The sequence below is a fragment of the Herbaspirillum sp. LeCh32-8 genome, from assembly GCF_017814915.1.
Lineage (GTDB): Bacteria > Pseudomonadota > Gammaproteobacteria > Burkholderiales > Burkholderiaceae_D > Herbaspirillum.
The window spans coordinates 409577-426523 of sequence record NZ_JAGIPZ010000002.1 but is presented as its reverse complement, the minus strand read 5'-3'; the positions used below and the strand labels follow the sequence as shown (position 1 = coordinate 426523).

Annotated in this window: 12 protein-coding genes; 10 read left to right on the top strand and 2 right to left on the bottom strand. The window is 66.8% G+C overall.

All coding sequences use genetic code 11. The features are described 5' to 3' along the window. Window positions 1-392 precede the first annotated feature (392 nt). Window positions 393-1475, bottom strand: a complete 1083-nt coding sequence (locus J8I26_RS07000) for a LacI family DNA-binding transcriptional regulator (protein WP_209605512.1) — start codon at window positions 1473-1475, stop codon at window positions 393-395. Window positions 1476-1777: 302 nt separating this feature from the next. Between J8I26_RS07000 and J8I26_RS06995 the strand changes: the two genes are divergently transcribed. The 9 genes from J8I26_RS06995 (at window position 1778) to J8I26_RS06955 (ending at window position 12995) form a co-directional block, all read left to right on the top strand. Beyond that, window positions 1778-2680: an SMP-30/gluconolactonase/LRE family protein gene (locus J8I26_RS06995; protein ID WP_209605510.1), complete on the top strand. Its 903-nt coding sequence runs from the start codon at window positions 1778-1780 to the stop codon at window positions 2678-2680. Window positions 2681-2806: 126 nt separating this feature from the next. Then, window positions 2807-4570: a solute:sodium symporter family transporter gene (locus tag J8I26_RS06990; RefSeq protein ID WP_209605827.1), complete on the top strand. Its 1764-nt coding sequence runs from the start codon at window positions 2807-2809 to the stop codon at window positions 4568-4570. 26 nt (window positions 4571-4596) lie between these two features. Next, the gene (locus J8I26_RS06985) at window positions 4597-6621 is read left to right on the top strand and encodes an alpha-glucosidase (RefSeq protein ID WP_209605507.1); all 2025 of its coding nucleotides are present in this window, start codon (window positions 4597-4599) and stop codon (window positions 6619-6621) included. Further along, window positions 6621-7415 carry a TSUP family transporter gene (locus tag J8I26_RS06980; protein WP_209605506.1) on the top strand — a complete coding sequence of 265 codons (795 nt, stop codon included), beginning with the start codon at window positions 6621-6623 and terminating at the stop codon, window positions 7413-7415. The genes J8I26_RS06985 and J8I26_RS06980 overlap by 1 nt, the downstream gene beginning before the upstream one ends. A 16-nt stretch (window positions 7416-7431) precedes the next feature. Continuing rightward, window positions 7432-9177 carry an IlvD/Edd family dehydratase gene (locus J8I26_RS06975; protein ID WP_209605504.1) on the top strand — a complete coding sequence of 582 codons (1746 nt, stop codon included), beginning with the start codon at window positions 7432-7434 and terminating at the stop codon, window positions 9175-9177. Window positions 9178-9197: 20 nt separating this feature from the next. After that, a complete protein-coding gene (locus J8I26_RS06970; RefSeq protein WP_245200168.1) occupies window positions 9198-10040 on the top strand; it encodes an aldolase/citrate lyase family protein in 843 nt (280 codons plus the stop codon). Between the two features lie 11 nt (window positions 10041-10051). After that, entirely contained in the window at window positions 10052-10954 is a 903-nt protein-coding gene (locus J8I26_RS06965) for an aldose 1-epimerase (RefSeq protein ID WP_209605502.1), read from the top strand. Between the two features lie 19 nt (window positions 10955-10973). After that, window positions 10974-11780, top strand: coding sequence for an SDR family oxidoreductase (locus tag J8I26_RS06960; protein WP_209605500.1), 807 nt, complete (start codon window positions 10974-10976; stop codon window positions 11778-11780). Between the two features lie 60 nt (window positions 11781-11840). Next, a complete protein-coding gene (locus J8I26_RS06955; RefSeq protein ID WP_209605498.1) occupies window positions 11841-12995 on the top strand; it encodes a porin in 1155 nt (384 codons plus the stop codon). Between the two features lie 102 nt (window positions 12996-13097). Here the strand turns inward: J8I26_RS06955 and J8I26_RS06950 are convergent, their stop codons facing one another. Continuing rightward, window positions 13098-15410, bottom strand: a complete 2313-nt coding sequence (locus J8I26_RS06950; RefSeq protein WP_245200167.1) for an NADP-dependent malic enzyme — start codon at window positions 15408-15410, stop codon at window positions 13098-13100. A gap of 529 nt (window positions 15411-15939) precedes the next feature. Here J8I26_RS06950 and thiL point away from each other — a divergent pair. Further along, a complete protein-coding gene (gene thiL, locus J8I26_RS06945) occupies window positions 15940-16905 on the top strand; it encodes a thiamine-phosphate kinase (protein WP_209605496.1) in 966 nt (321 codons plus the stop codon). The last annotated feature ends 42 nt before the right edge of the window (window positions 16906-16947 follow it).

Below are 16947 nucleotides of genomic sequence, written 5' to 3'. Positions count from 1 at the left end.
TCCCGGTGCGCGCTCCGGCTCGAACGGCCGTTTGGCTGACACGCGAATGCTGCGGATGGACGATGTGTAACGGGTAATGGGTAAGGCCGGCAGGAAGGCGCGACGCGAACGCGTGCGGGATGCGGGGCGCATCGTGTCTGTCTCCGTTTTGCTTTACTTGTGCGGGAGGTATTGCAGGCTTCGTGCCAGCGAATGGCACCTTGAAGAAATCCGACAAACCCTTGTTTTCAAAGGTTTTTTTCGGAAGAAAAATATGCCGCAATGCAGCATTCGTGCGGATTCCCGGAATGTGCCGCAGGGGCGCGGGCGAAATTCCAGCCGACGGGCGCCGGGCCGACCTTCCCCCCCATCATCGGGCCGCCGTTGCATGAGAACGGCCGGGCGGCGGCGCCTCAATCCGCCGGGCCGCGGCGGCTGCTATCCCGCACCATCAGCTCGAAGGCCACGTCCACCACCTTCGGTTCCGGCGCGTCCTCGCCCTGCGCTTCGGCGTCCAGACGGGCCAGCAATTCCTGCGCGATCCTCAGGCCGATCACACTCGCGCGCGGCTCGATGGTGGTCAGCGAGGGCACGCACGCCTGGCTGAAAGGCAGGTCGCCAAAACCGGTGACCGCCAACCGATCGGGCACCGCGATCCCCAGCCGCTGGGCCTCGAACAGCACACCCAGCGCCATCACGTCGTTGGAGCAGGCCACCGCCTGCAGATCCGGCATCGCGTCCAGCGCAGCGTTCAGGGCTGCGCCGCCGGCGGTGGGCGAGGCCTCTACCGGCTGGTTGATCGCCAGCGCGTCGATCCCGCGCGCCTTGAACCAGTCGCAAAAACCGTCGCGCCGCTGACCGGCGCGCATGTCCTTTTCCATACGCGCGCCGATGAAGGCGATGCGGCGCGCGCCCAATCCATGCAGGTGCGCGGCCAGAGCTTCGCCCACTGCCCGGTGGGAAAAACCGACCTGCAGGTCGAACGGCTGCTCGCCGGTCTCCCACATCTCCACCACCGGCACATTGGCTTGGCGCAGCAAGGTGTGGGTCGCTTCGTTGTGATGACAGCCGGTGACCACCAGGGCGGTGGGCGACCAGGAAAGAAAGGCGCGCACCAGCTCCGCCTCGCGCTCCAGGTCGTACTCGCTCGCGCCCAGCAACAGCTGGTAGCCGTGGCGGTCGAATTCGCTTTGCATGGCCGCGACCGTCTCGGCGAAGAAGGCATTGCCCAGCGCCGGCACCACCACCCCGATGGCGCGCGTGCGCGCCGCGGCCAGGCTGCCCGCCAGCTTGTTGGGCACGTAACCGAGCACCTCAATGGCGCGCTTGATGCGCGGCGCAATGCGCGCCGACACGGCCTCGGGATTGCGCAGGAACAGCGAAACGGAACTGGCCGAAACCCGCGCGCGCGCGGCGACGTCATCCATCGTGACGCGATTGGTGCCGCGGCGGCTGCGGGCGGCATTTTTTGAGGAATTCTTAGTGGTGTCGGTCATCCGTGCGCATCCAGGAAGCCCCCGCTGGGGTGGGAACGAACGCTATTTTAAACGCTGCGTTGCAGCACGTCATGTCTTGGCGCAAGCCAATCTCCATTGGACAAATCAAAAATCGCAGCGCTATAATTTCGCAGCGCTATTATTTTTAATTTGTTGCCAAACAAACATGACCTTGAATGAATCCAAGCAGGATTCACGGTTCGGCGGCAGGCAGGCGCAAAAGCGCGATCGGCGCTTCCCGGCAATTCCGGCTCACCATTTTTCAGGCACACAGCAACAGCCCGGCTTGTTCATTGCTCGCTATGCAGACCAACACATCAAGCAACGCTTCCCCCCTGTGCGTACTCGACGCGCGCGCCCAGCTGGGCGAATGCCCGCGCTGGGATGAGCGCCGGCAGGTGCTGTACTGGGTCGACATCCTCGGCCAGGCCCTGCACCGCTTCGACCCTGCCACCGGCAGCGATGTCACGTTCGCCTTGCCGGAGGCCATCGGCTGCTTCGCGCTGGCTGAAGACGGCGGCTTCATCGCGGGCCTGCGCTCCGGCATCTGGCGCCTCGACGCCCAGGCCCGTCCGCAGGAACAACTGTGCGCCAACCCGGAAGACATCCGCACCAGCCGCTTCAATGACGGACGTTGCGACCCGCGCGGCCGCTTCATCGCAGGCACGATCGACGAACCCAAGGCCGGCGGCCGCGCTCACCTGTACCGCTTGTCGCAGCAACGCCTGGAGGTGCTGAGCCACGGCCTGCTGACCTCCAACGGCCTGGCCTTCAGCCCTGACGGCCGCTGGATGTACCACGCTGATACCCCCAACTTCACGATCTATCGCTCGGCCTACGACGTCGCGACGGGGGCATGCGGCCCACGCGCGACCTGGGTCAGCATCGCACCCACCGCCGAGGATCGCGGACGCCCGGACGGCGCGGCGGTAGACGCCGAAGGCGGCTACTGGAGCGCCTTCTACGAAGGCGGCCGGGTCGTGCGGTTCACGCCGGCGGGAAAAGTGGATGCGATGTACCCGCTGCCGGTGCAGTGTCCGACCATGTGCGCCTTCGGCGGGCCTGATCTGCGCACGCTCTACATCACCACCGCGCGCGCAGGCCGCCCGCCCGCGGAGCTCGCCGGTCAGCCGCAGGCCGGCGGCCTGTTCGCGCTGCGCACCGCTGTGCCGGGCTTGATCGAACCGCGCTGGCGCGGCTGCTGAGGCCGTGAATACTGCCAACTGAACCATCGGCGCAAGCGGATCGCCAGAAATCCGACAACGCCGGAAAGCGCGTCGCCACGAGATTGCGGGGACGCTGTCGCATAAAAAAGAGACCATAAGGAGACGATCATTTTTACCATCCTGAGTTTTGTCCTGTTTACGGCGCTGGTCGGCTATGTGTCGTACCTCTTCACCCGTCGCGCCAAGGATCACGGCGCGCGCGGCTACTTCATGGCCAGCGGCGGCTTGACCGGCTGGTTCATCGCCGGCTCCATGATGCTCACCAACCTGTCGGTGGAGCAGATGGTCGGCCTCAACGGTGACGCCTACGCGCACAACCTGTCGGCCATGGCCTGGGAATGCACCGCGGCGATCGCCACCGTGGCGCTGGCGATGTTCTTCCTGCCGCGTTACCTGCGCGGGGGCTTCTCGACGCTGCCGCAATTCCTGGAGGAGCGTTATGACGCCACCACCCGGCGCGTGGTCAGCGCCTTCTTCGTGGTCGGCTATATGCTGGTGGTCAATCCGTCGGGCCTGTACCTGGGCGCGATCACCTTCAACCAGGTGTTCGGCGTGCAGGCAATGTTCGGCACGTCCTATCCGACCACCATCACGCTGCTGGTCTGGATCTCCGGCATCATCGGCGCGCTGTACGCCATCTTCGGCGGCCTGCGCGCGGTGGCGGTGTCGGACACGATCAACGGCGTCGGCCTTCTGGTGGCCGGGCTGATGGTGCCGGTGCTGGGCCTGGTCGCGCTGGGCAAGGGCGACTTCTCCACCGGCTTGCACATCATCGGCACGCAGGCCCCGGAAAAACTCTCCGCCATCGGCGGCCCGAACGATTCGGTCCCGTTCGGCACGCTGTTTACCGGCATGATCTTCGCCAACCTGTTCTACTGGTGCACTAACCAGTCGATCGTGCAACGCACCTTCGCCGCCAAGAACCTGGCCGAGGGACAAAAAGGCGTCCTGCTGTCCGGCCTGCTGAAACTGATGGTGCCGCTGGTGATGCTGCTGCCGGGCGTGATCGCCTACCACCTGTATGCGGACAATCCGCTGAGCCGCCCCGACCTGGCGTATCCGCAGCTGGTGGCCGATGTGCTGCCGTGGTGGGCGCGCGGCTTCTTCGTGGCGGTATTGTTCGGCACCATCATGAGTCACTTCAACGCGGTCATCAACAGCACCGCCACGCTGGTCGCCTTCGACTTCTATCGCGCCTGGAAGCCCGACGCCAGCGACGAGCGCCTGATCCGCGTCGGCAAGGTGGCCAGCATCGCCATCGCCATGGTCTCGCTGCTGATCGCGCCGCTGCTGATGTTTGCGCCGGACGGCATCTATACCGTGATGCGCCGCTTCACGGGCTTCTTCAATATCCCCATCATCGCGGTGGTGCTGGTGGGCTTCTTCAGCCGCCGCATCGACGCCTTCCCGGCCAAGGTGGTGCTGCTGTTGCACGTGATCGTCTACACCCTGCTGATCTTCGTGTTCAAGGTCGACAAGGTCTACGGCATCAACTTCATCCACATCATGGGCATCCTGTTTGTCTGCGAGGTCGCGCTGATGCTGTTGCTGGGCCGGCGCTATCGCCGCGTCCAACCCTACCAGGCGCGCTCGCGCGAGCATGGCGACCTGACACCGTGGCGCCATGCCAGCACCATGAGCGTGCTGCTGATCGCGCTGCTGGTGAGCATCTACCTGACCTTCTCGCCGCTGGGCATTGCCCGCCACGGCGGCGTGACCTCCGACTATCTCGTGTGGATGGCCCTCACCTGGATCGCGGCGCTGGTGCTGCTGGTGGTGTCGCGCCGTTATCACCACGCGCACATCGCACGTATGAGCGCCGGACGTTCGTCCGCAGGACCGAAGCTGGCCAAGGCTGCGGATCATTGACCAAGCCCGACATGGAATCTCACAACATGAACTGGACCCAAGACGCCGACGGCCGGCTGACGCTGCAACTCGCCGGTCGCACGCTGTTCAAACACCATCCCGACACCCCCTGCGTATTCATCGGACACGGGCGTGAACAGGTGGAGATGTATCGCGGCAATTTCGACATCAGCGACTACGTGGAAGAGCGCGTCGCGCTGCGCCAAGCGCGCATCACCGAGCACGGCCCGCAACAGGTGCGCATCGAGCTGGCCCGCCACGCCGACGCGGCGACGGAAATCACGATCACCGCCCGGATCACCGCCACCGGCGCCCACCTCATGTTGAGCGGCGCGCAGGGCATCAATCGCCTGTGGTGGCGCGTGCCTGCGCTGGCGCAGGAGCACGTGTGGGGCTGCGGCGAGCAGATGTCGTATTTCGACATGCGCGGCCGGCATTTCCCGCTGTGGACGTCCGAGCCCGGCGTGGGTCGCGACAAGACCACGCAGCTGACCTGGCAAGCCGACGTGAGCGGCCGCGCCGGCGGCGACTATTACCACACCAATTACCCGCAACCGAGCTTCCTGTCTTCCCAGCGCTATTGCCTGCATGCGCAGACCAGCGCGTATGCCGACTTCGATTTTCGTCACGCGGATTGGCACGAGCTGCAGTTCTGGGCCATTCCGGAGCGCCTGGAATTCATCCTCGCGGAGGACTTCCCCACCCTGGTCGGACACGTCTCGACCCGCTTCGGCCGCCAACCCATGCTGCCCGAGTGGCTGTCCGACGGCGCCGTGCTGGGCCTGAAGAACGGCCGCGAGCACGCCGCGCACATCATGGAGCAAAGCCGCGCCGCCGGCGTCGCCGTGAGCGGCCTGTGGTGCGAGGACTGGGTCGGCATCCGCCAGACCTCGTTCGGCAAGCGCCTGTTCTGGGATTGGCGCTGGAACGCGGCGCGCTATCCCGGCCACGAGGACTGGGTGCGTCAACTCAAGCGCGAGGGCGTGCGCTTCCTCGGCTATGTGAATCCCTATCTGTGCGTGGACGGGCAGCTGTACCAGGAAGCCCGCGAGCTGGGCCACCTGGCGACGCAGGCCGATGACGGCGACTACCTGGTCGATTTCGGCGAATTCGATTGCGGCGTGGTCGACTTCACCAGCCCGGCGGCGGCACGCTGGTTCGAACAGCGCATCCTGCGCGACGAGATGCTGGCGCAAGGCCTGGACGGCTGGATGGCCGATTTCGGCGAATACCTGCCCACCGACGTCACGCTGGCCAACGGCGTGTCCCCGATGCTGATGCACAACGCCTGGCCGACGCTGTGGGCCGAGGTCAATGCGCGCGCCATCGCCGCCGCCGGCCGCACCGGCGACGCCATGTTCTTCATGCGCGCCGGCTACACCGGCGTGCAGGCGCATTGCCCCTTGCTGTGGGCGGGCGACCAGTCGGTCGATTTCACCCGCCATGACGGCCTGCAGACCGTCATCTGCGGCGCGCTCTCCTCCGGCCTGCTCGGCAATGCCTACCACCACAGCGACATCGGCGGCTACACCAGCCTGTTCGGCAATCGCCGTACGCCCGAACTGTTCCAGCGCTGGGCCGAGATGGCGGCGTTCACGCCGGTGATGCGCACCCATGAAGGCAACCGCCCGGACGAAAATTTCCAGTTCTGGCAGGACGATGCGGTGCTGGCCCATTTTGCCCGCATGACGCGCCTATTCGTCGGCCTGAAACCCTACGTGCGCGCCCTGGCGGCCGAAGCCGCCGAACGCGGCCTGCCGCTGCAACGCCCGCTGTTCCTGCACTACGAACAGGACGCGGCGACCTACGCCATCCAGGACCAATACCTGTACGGTCGCGATGTGCTGGTGGCGCCGGTGCATCAGGCCGGCCAGGAACGCTGGCAGCCCTATCTGCCGCGCGGCGATCGCTGGATCCATCTGTGGAGCGGCGCGCGTTTCGACGGCGGGCGGCGCGTGGACGTCGCCGCCCCCATCGGCGAGCCGCCGGTGTTCGTGCGCGACGGCGCAGCGTGCGCGCCCGCCCTGCTGACGCTGGCGGGAAGCCTTTGATGAGCGGATCCCTGGTCCAGCATCATCTGCTGTTCGCGGCCTGCGTCATCCTGGCCACCTTCACCCAAAGCCTGACCGGCTTTGCGTTCGGCCTGGTGCTACTGGGCCTGGTGGCGGCCTTCCATCTGGCGCCGCTGCCGGTGGCGGCCAACGTCGTCACGGTGATGGTGCTGGCCAATGCCGCCTTGCTGGTGCGGCGCCTGCCGGCCTTGCCACGCCGGCTGCTGCTGCCCTCGTTCGGCAGCAGCCTGGCGGGCGTGGCGCTGGGCGCCTGCCTGCTGGCCTGGCTGTCCGACCACGCCATCGGCGCCGCCCGCATCGCCCTCGGCATCGCCATCCTGGCCTGCAGCGTGCTGCTGGTGATCCAGACCCGGACGCGCACGCAGCTGTCCTCTCCCGGCGCCTTCGCGTTTTTCGGCGCGGTGTCCGGCGTGATGGGCGGCGTGTTCGCCAGCGCCGGGCCGCCGATGGTGTTTCACCTGTACCGCCAGCCGCTCGATCGCCTGGTGGTGCGCGACACGCTGGTGTTGCTGTTCGCCGTCAACGCCGTGCTGCGGCTGCTGATCGTGCTGGCGCAGGGACGCTTCGACGCGGCGTCGCTGATGCTGAGCCTGGAAGCCCTGCCGCTGGTGCTGCTGGTCACCTGGCTGGTGCGCCGCTACCCGCCCGACTGGCCGCCGGCCGCCATGCGCGGCGCGGTGTTTGCGCTGCTGCTGGCCGCCGGTGCCAGCCTGCTGCTGCCGGTAACGCACGAGCCGGCCGTGACGTCGCCCTCTCCCATTCAACCCCGCTAGACCTACGGCCGATCCCATGGTGCAAGACAAACTCAAAACCCTCGCCGAACTGCGCAGCCAGCGCTGGTTCTCCCCCGACGACATGCGCTCCTTCGCGCATCGCCAGCGCCTGCAGCAAATGGGGCTGCGCCGCGACGAATTCATGACGCGGCCGGTGATCGCAATCATCAATACCTGGAGCGACCTGTCGCCCTGCCATGCGCACCTGCGCGAGCGCGCGGAGGCGGTCAAGCGCGGCATCCTGATGGCCGGCGGCCTGCCGGCGGAGTTGCCGGCGATGTCGCTGGGCGAGGTGATGGTCAAGCCGACGACGATGATCTACCGCAATTTCCTGGCGATGGAAACCGAAGAGCTGCTGCGCTCGCTGCCGGTCGACGGCGCGGTGCTGATGGGCGGATGCGACAAGACCACCCCCGGGCTGCTGATGGGTGCGCTGTCGGCCGACCTGCCCTGCATCTACGTTCCCGCCGGGCCGATGCTGAGCGACCGCTACAGTGGCCAGGCGGTCGGTGCGGGCACGCACACCAAGAAATTCTGGGATGAATACGTCGCCGGCAACATCCCGCAGGAAGAATGGGTGGCGCTGGAAGCGCGCATGACGCGCGCGCCCGGCACCTGCAACACGATGGGCACGGCCAGCACCATGACCTCGATCGTGGAGGCGATGGGCTTCACCCTGCCCGGCGCCACCAGCATCCCGGCCATGGATTCGGCGCACACGCGCATGTGTTCGGCCAGCGCCGAGCGCATCGTCGGCATGGTGTGGGAAGACCTGAAGCCCAGCCGCTTCTTCACCCGCGCCTCGGTGGAGAACGGCATCGTGGCCTACATGGCGCTGGGCGGCTCCACCAACGCCGCGATCCACACCATCGCCATCGCAGGGCGCGGCCAGGTCGAGCTGAGCCTGGACGACATCGCGCGCATCGGCGCCGGCGTACCGGTGCTGGCCGACGTCTTCCCTTCCGGCAAGCGCCTGATGGAGGATTTCTATTACGCCGGCGGATTGCCGACCCTGCTGGCGCAATTGAAGCCGCGCCTGTCGCTGGACTGCCTGACCGTGACCGGCGCCACGCTGGGCGAGAACATCGCGCAATTCACCGGACGGGGACGCGTGCAGGGCGAAACCGCGATCCGTCCGCTGGCCGAGCCGGTCACGCCGGGCGCGGCGCTGGCGGTACTGCACGGCAACCTTGCCCCCAACGGTGCGGTGATCAAGCCCAGTGCGGCCAGCGCGCACCTGCTGAAGCATCGCGGCCGCGCCCTGGTGTTCGACTCGGTGGCGGAGATGAACGCGCGCATCCACGCCCCCGATCTCGACGTCGATGCCGACACCGTGCTGGTGCTGCGCGGAGGCGGCCCGATCGGCGCGCCCGGCATGCCTGAGTGGGGCAATCTGCCGATTCCCAAAAAGCTGCTGGCCGCCGGCGTGCGCGACATGCTGCGCATCTCCGACGCCCGCATGAGCGGCACCCACTACGGCACCTGCGTGCTGCACGTCGCGCCGGAAGCGGCGGCGGGCGGCCCGCTGGCGCTGATCCGTACCGGCGACATCATCGAACTGGACGTTGCAGCACGCCAGCTCAACGTGGCCTTGTCCGACGAAGAGCTGGCGCGCCGCCGGGAGGACTGGCAGCCGCCGCCGCTGCCGCGCCAGCGCGGCTACATCCGGCTCTATGTGGAGCACGTGTCGCAAGCCGACAAGGGCTGCGACTTCGATTTCCTCACCGGCTACGAAACGCCGGTCGAGCCGCCGATTTTCTGAACACTGACAAAGGAATTGAGATGACACGGCAAGATCCTACCCGCAATGCGTTTTGCGAACTGCTGTCCGGCCCCGGCATGGGCGATGTGCGCGATGTGCGCGATGTGCGCGCCGTCCCCGTCGGCACCTGGCTGATGTCCGGCGCCCCGGCCACGGCCGAGGCGCTGTCGCATGCCGGCTTCGACTGGTTGCTGATCGACATGGAACACGCGCCCTTCGAATTCACCGACATGCAGCACCTCCTGCGCGCGGTGGATTGCGGCCGCGCCGCCCCCGTCGTACGGCTGGCGCGTACCGACGCCACCCTGGCCAAGCGCGCCCTCGACATGGGCGCGCAAACGCTGATGTTCCCCTTTGTGCAGACGGTCGAGGAGGCGCGCGCGGCAGTCGCCGCCACCAAGTTCCCGCCACTGGGCACGCGTGGTTTTGCCGCCATGCACCGGGCCAGCCGCTACGGCACGTGGAGTGAATTCAGCCGGCGCGCCAACGACGCCACCGCCTGCATCGTGCAGCTGGAGACGCCCGAGGCCATCGCGCGGCTGGAAGACATCGCCGCCGTGCCGGGCGTGGATGCGCTCTTCGTCGGTCCGGGCGACCTGTCGGCGGCGCTGGGAAAGATCGGCGCCATCAACGACCCAGAGCTGCAAGCCGTGCTGGCCGATTGCGCGCGCCGCGCCCGGGCGATCGGCAAGCCGATCGGTATCGTCGGCCCGACGCCGGCAATGGTGGGCGATTTCATCCGGATGGGCTATGACTTCGTCGCGGTCGCGTCCGACATGGGCATGCTGATGCGCCAGGCCGCGGCTTTCCTGTCGGAGTTGACCGGCGGCGCGGCGCAGGCCAATGCCGGTGGCCCTTACTGAGCCCGGCCGTCATGTCCGACACTTTGTCCGTGACGCCGCTGTGCACGCTGGAAAGCGGCGACTGGCGCGTGACGCTGGCGCCGACGCTGGGCGGATCGATCACGAGCGCGCGCTGGCGCGGCCAGGACGTGCTGCGCGCCACCGCCGAGGCCGACCTGGCCCAGGGCAATGTGCGCCGCACCGCCTGCTATCCGTTGCTGCCGTTTTCCAACAGGATCGCCCATGCCGGCTTCACGTTTGAAGGCGCACGCCATGCCCTGCTGGCCAACTTCCCGGGTGAGCCGCATGCGATCCACGGCGTCGGGTTCCAGCGCCCCTGGCAGGTGGTTCGGCAGGAGGCGGGCAGCATCACGCTGGCGCTTGAGCACCAGCCCGACCGCGCCTGGCCGTTTGCGTTTTTGGCGCACCAGCACATCAGCGTCGACGGCGACACATTGACGCTGGCGCTGGAGTTCACCAACCGGTCCGCGCAGCGCGCTCCCTGCGGCCTGGGCTGGCATCCCTTCTTCCCGCTGGACAGCGCACGCGGCCCCACCCATCTGCACACCGGCTGGTCGTCGATGCTGCTCAACGGCCCGGACAAATTGCCGCGCGCAGCAGTCGCCCCGCCGGCCCTGGGCGCGCTGGACGACACGGTGATCGACAACTGCTTCACCGGCTGGACGCGCGAAGCCACGATCAGCGCGCCCCGCCACACGATCCATCTCACCGCCAGCGACACCTTGTGCTGCGCGGTGCTGTTCCGCCCCGAAGGACAAGCCTTCTTTGCCTTCGAACCGGTATCGCACGCGAACAATGCCTTGCACGGCCAGTTGCCTGCGATGCATGTGCTCGAGCCCGGCGCGAGCCTGTCGGCGCGCGTCTCGCTGACGCTTTGCGCTACTGCCCCCACGTCAATGCCTAACCATCCATGAACACCCCGAGGAGACCACGATGAATCCACCCAGCCCCCTCTACCCCGGACTCGCGGGGCAAGTCGCCTTCATTTCCGGCGGCGCGTCCGGCATCGGCGAAGCACTGGTGCAAGCCTTCTGGGAGCAAGGCGCGCAAGTGGCGTTTTGCGATCTCGATGCGCAACGCGGCGCGGCGCTGTGCGAGCGGCTGGAGGCCGCCCCGGTCGGCAGCGCGGTGCGGCGTTTGCCCCCATGGTTCGCGGCGTGCGACGTGCGCGATATCGAGGCTTATCGCCAGGTGCTGGAGGACGCCGCGCGCGCGCTCGGCCCGGTGTCCATCCTGGTCAACAACGCCGGCCGCGATACGCGCCACAGCCTCGACGAACTGGACATCGACATGTGGAACGAAATGCTGGCGGTGAACCTGACCCACCATGTGTTCGCCACCCAGTGCGTGGCGCCGGGCATGCGCGCCACCGGCGGCGGCGCGATCATCAATCTGGGGTCGATTTCCTGGTTGCGCGGACGGCCCAACCTGATCGGCTACACCACCTCGAAAGCCGGCATCTCCGGCCTGACGCGCACCCTGGCGCGCGAGCTGGGCGAGCACGGCATCCGCGTCAACGCGGTCTTGCCGGGCGCGGTGGTGACCGAGCGACAAACCGCGCTCTGGCGCGATGCCGGCGCCGACCGGCAATTCATCGACCTGCAATGCCTGAAATTGCGCGTCGAACCGAAGCATATCGCCGACAGCGTACTGTTCCTCGCCAGTCCCCAGGCCGCCGCCATCACCGGCCAGAACCTGCTGGTGGATGCGGGGCTGGCGCAGGTGTCGGTGGTCGGCTGATTACCCGTTGATGTGCAACTGATTCCCGCCACGCCACCCTGAAAAAAACAAGGAGACATCGTGACCGCCCAGCAATACAAAAAAAATCCTGCAGCATCCGCGCGCCAGCGCCGGCCATGGCGCTCACTCGCGCGACATGGACGCGTGCTCTGCGCCATGGCATTGGGCGCGGCAGGCCTGACGCAAAACGCCCGCGCCGTGGAGGCGCCTTCCAGCGTGACGCTGTATGGGATCGTGGACGCCGCGCTCCAGTACGGCAAGTTCGACAAGGGCGTCGGCGCCAGCGCGGCGCTGGCCAGCGGCAACCTGCAAGCCTCGCGCCTGGGCTTTCGCGGCAGCGAGGATCTGGGCGCTGGATATCGCGCCAACTTCCAGCTGGAGACCGGCTTCAGCATCGACACCGGCGTCGGCGGCGGCACCACCCTGTTCAACCGCGGCGCGGCGGTGGGATTGTCCAGCGCGGACTACGGCAGTATCGATGTCGGCTCCTTGTATTTGCCGATCTATTGGGTATTTCTCGGCTCGGATGTCGCCACCTATGGCCTGGCCAATCCGTCGGCCATCATGTCGCTGGAGCACTCCTCCACCCTGGGCAAGTCCGGCACCGGCGGCTTCTATTCCAACGCCATCCGCTATCGCACGCCGGTGTTGTTCAATGGCTTGACCAGCGAGATCGGCTACTCGTTCGGGGCAGAAGACAGCAGTAACCTGAGCAACGGCCGCAACATCGGCATGAACCTGCAATATGCGCGCGGCCCGGTCACGCTGGGCTATGGCGTCAACCGCCACCGCTACGATCCGGGCACGGCAGCCGCGTCGCTGCCCAATATCTCGCAGCTCACGCAAGTGGTCGCCGCCACCTTCAACGTGGGCGGCAACATGCTGGGCGCCAATTACCTCTATTCCAAGCGCACCGATCCCGGCGCCTGGTTCAGCTCGGCCGTGATGCTCAACGCCAGGATTGCCACCGGCCCCGGCGACATCAACCTGGGCGTCTCGCGCCGCGCGCAGCAGGGCGACGCCAGGGCCACGGCCTATAGCGCCGGCTATGTCTACTTCCTGTCAAAGCGCACGCAGCTGTATGGCTATGCCACCCGCATCGTCAACAATGGCCGGTCGACGCAGGGCTTCGGCCTGCTCAGTCCGGCTTCCGCCACGGTCACGCCGGGCTTCGATCCCTGGGCCGTCACCGCCGGATTGCGCACCTCCTTCTGACGCAGCGAGCCCGGCTGCGGGCAAAACAAAAGCGGCGCATGCCTTTCGACATGCGCCGCTTTTGCGGTCTTGCTGATGCTGAGAATTCAGCTCACGCGGCGATCAACGCTCCGACAGCGCGTCCATCACGCACAGCGCCGTCATGTTGATGATGCGGCGCACGGTGGCCGACGGCGTCAGGATGTGGACCGGCTTGGCGCAACCCAGCAGGATGGGGCCGATCGCCACGCCGTTGCCCGATGCAGTCTTCAACAGGTTGTAGGCGATGTTGGCGGCGTCGATGTTGGGCATGACCAGCAGGTTGGCGTCGCCCTTCAACGGCGAATCCGGGATCACCGCGTTCAGCAGCTTGACGTCCAGCGCGGTGTCGCCGTGCATTTCGCCGTCCACTTCCAGGTCCGGCGCAACTTCACGCAGGATCGCCAGCGCGTTGCGCATCTTGCGCGCCGACTCGCTGTTGGAAGAACCGAAGTTGGAGTGTGACAGCAGCGCGGCGCGCGGATGCAGGCCGAAGCGGCGCATCTCGTCAGCGGCCAGCACGGTGATCTCGGCCAGCTCGGCGGCGTTCGGGTTCTCGTTGACGTGCGTGTCGACCAGCACCAGCTGGCGGTTCGGCAGGATCACCGCGTTCATGGCGGCGTAGACGTTCACGCCGTCACGCTTGCCCAGCACCTGGTCGATGTAGTGCAGGTGCAGCTGGGTGGTGCCGTAGGTGCCGCAGATCATGCCGTCGGCGTCGCCCTTGTGGATCGCCATGGAGCCGATCAGGGTGTGGCGGCGGCGCATCTCCAGCTTGGCGTACTGCTCGGTGACGCCCTTGCGGCGCGACATCTCGAGGAAGGTCTGCCAGTAGTCGCGATAGCGCTCGTCGAAGTTCGGGTTGATCACCTCGAAGTCGGAACCGGCGCGCAGGCGCAGTCCGAACTTCTTGATGCGCTGTTCCAGCACTTCCGGACGGCCCACCAGGATGGGCTTGGCCAGGTTTTCGTCGACGATCACCTGCACCGCGCGCAGCACGCGTTCTTCTTCGCCTTCGGCGTAGACGATGCGCTTCTTCGCTTCGGCGGCCTTCTTGGCGACCTGGAAGATCGGGCGCATGAAGGTGCCGCTGTGGTAGACGAACTGCTCCAGCTTCTCGATGTAGGCGTCCATGTCCTGGATCGGACGGGCGGCCACGCCGGAAGTCTCGGCGGCGCGCGCGACGGCCGGCGCGATCTTGATCATCAGGCGCGGGTCGAACGGCTTCGGGATGATGTATTCAGGACCGAACGACAGGTTGGTCACGCCGTAGGTGGCGGCCACGATGTCGGACTGCTCGGCCTGCGCCAGTTCGGCGATGGCGTGCACGGTGGCGATCTCCATCTCGCGCGTGATGGTGGTGGCGCCGGAGTCCAGCGCGCCGCGGAAGATGTAGGGGAAGCACAGCACGTTGTTGACCTGGTTCGGATAATCCGAACGGCCGGTGGCGATGACGGCGTCGTCGCGCACGGCCTTGACGTCTTCCGGCAGGATTTCCGGGGTCGGGTTGGCCAGCGCCAGCACCAACGGACGCGGCGCCATCTGCTTGACCATGTCCTGCTTCAACACGCCGGCGGCGGACAGGCCCAGGAAGATGTCGGCATTGGGGATGACTTCGGCCAGGGTGCGCGCGTCGGTTTCGCGGGCGAAGCGCTCCTTGTCCGGATCCATCAGTTCCTTGCGGCCCTTGTAGACCACGCCGGCCAAGTCGGTGACGTAGATGTTTTCGATCGGGAAGCCGAGGTCGACGATCAGGTCCAGGCAGGCCAGCGCGGCCGCGCCGGCGCCGGAGACCACCAGCTTGACTTCCTTGATGTTCTTGCCAACCACCTTCAGGCCGTTCAGGATGGCCGCGCCGACGATGATGGCGGTGCCGTGCTGGTCATCGTGGAAGACCGGGATCTTCATCTTCTCGCGCAGCTTGCGCTCGATGTAGAAGCACTCGGGCGCCTTGATGTCTTCCAGGTTGATGCCGCCGAAGGTCGGCTCCAGGGCCGCGATGACGTCGATCAGCTTGTCCGGGTCGGTTTCGTTGACTTCGATGTCGAAGACGTCGATGCCGGCGAACTTCTTGAACAGCACGCCCTTGCCTTCCATCACAGGCTTGGAGGCCAGCGCGCCGATATTGCCCAGGCCGAGCACGGCGGTGCCGTTGGAGATCACGGCGACCAGGTTGCCGCGGGCGGTGTACTTGAAGGCGTTGAGCGGGTCGGCGACGATTTCTTCGCAAGCCGCGGCCACGCCGGGAGAATAGGCCAGGGAGAGATCACGCTGGTTGGTCAGCAGCTTGGTGGGAGTGACGCTGATTTTGCCCGGGGTCGGAAACTCGTGGTAATCCAGCGCTGCCTGACGAAGTTGCTGACGCACTTCTTCTTTCTTACTGATCATCGAATCCATAACTCTGTATTCTCTATGTTGACTTGCGAAGACCGCCGATTCTAGCAGAGGTCGGCCCTCAATCATAGGCCGCCGACGCCATGCTGCTCCGCGCAAAGCCAGTCCGGAAAAGGCTTTGCGGGCTTTCACTGGCGGTGCGTGATGTCCGCGAACATGCCCTTTGACGGTGCAAATGACGTCCGTTTGCGGTGTGATCGGCGCACGTTGGGCACAGCGCTGCAATGACGAATCTTTGCTCGCTTGCCGCGCCCTGGCGGCCGACTTGTGGAAAGTCCTTATCGCATCAGGAGGCCGCCCGCTGCGCTGATCGGCGCATCGACGCTGCCGTTGAGCCGAGTTGCGGGCAGCTGCCGGGGCTGCGTTGCCATGCCGCCGGCGGTGCACGGGACGCTGCGCCGCGACAAATCGCGGCTGCGCGATTTTGGCGCACATGCTGCGACGCAACATGGGGCAGATGCCCTCATCCCCGCGATGAACGATCCACGCTATTGTCCTCCAGAAGCCATGACGGATTGGTTACAATCGCCCCATGCTGACCGAATTCGAACTCATCGCGCGCTATTTCAGCCGCCCGCCCGCTCCCGACAGCCGCACGGCGCTCGGCGTGGGCGACGACTGCGCGCTGATGACGCCGGCCCCGGGCATGCAGCTGGCCATCTCCAGCGACATGCTGGTGGAAGGCCGCCATTTCTTCCCCGGCGCCGATCCGCTGGCGCTGGGCCGCAAGTGCCTGGCCGTGAACCTGTCCGACCTGGCCGCCATGGGCGCGCAGCCGATCGCCTTCACGCTGGCGCTGGCGCTGCCCGAGGCCAATCCGGAGTGGCTGGCGCCGTTCTCGCAGGGCATGCTGGCGCTGGCCGACCGCCACGGCTGCGAACTCATCGGCGGCGATACCACCAAGGGGCCGCTGACCATCAGCATCACCGTGTTCGGCGAAGTGCCGCCGCAACAGGCGCTGCGCCGCGACACCGCGCGCGTGGGCGATGACATCTGGGTATCCGGCTCGCTGGGCGATGCGCGCCTGGCGCTGGCCGGTTACCGCAATGAATTCCCGCTGTCCGACACCGAGTTGTTGCAGGCCGCGCCGCGCCTGCACGAGCCGACGCCGCGGGTGGAGCTGGGGGTGGCGCTGCGCGGCATCGCCCACGCCGCCATCGACATCTCCGACGGCCTGGTCGGCGATCTCGGCCATATCCTGGCGCGCTCGCGCCACGGCGCGACCTTGAACGTGGACGCCCTGCCGCCCGGCAATACGCTGCAGCAACGCGACGCCGAACTGCGCCGCCGTTTCACGCTGGCCGGCGGCGACGACTACGAACTCTGCTTCACCGCGCCGGCGCGCCTGCGCGAGACGGTGGAAAAAGCCGCGCACGCGGCCGGCGTCGAGGTGGCCCGCGTGGGCGTCATCGACAGCGAACCCGGCCTGCGGCTGGTGGACGCATCCGGCCAAGCGCTGCAACTGGACCTCGCGTCCTTCGACCATTTCCGCACATGAACCAAGAACCAACGCCCTCCTCCGCGACCACCGCATTTCCCC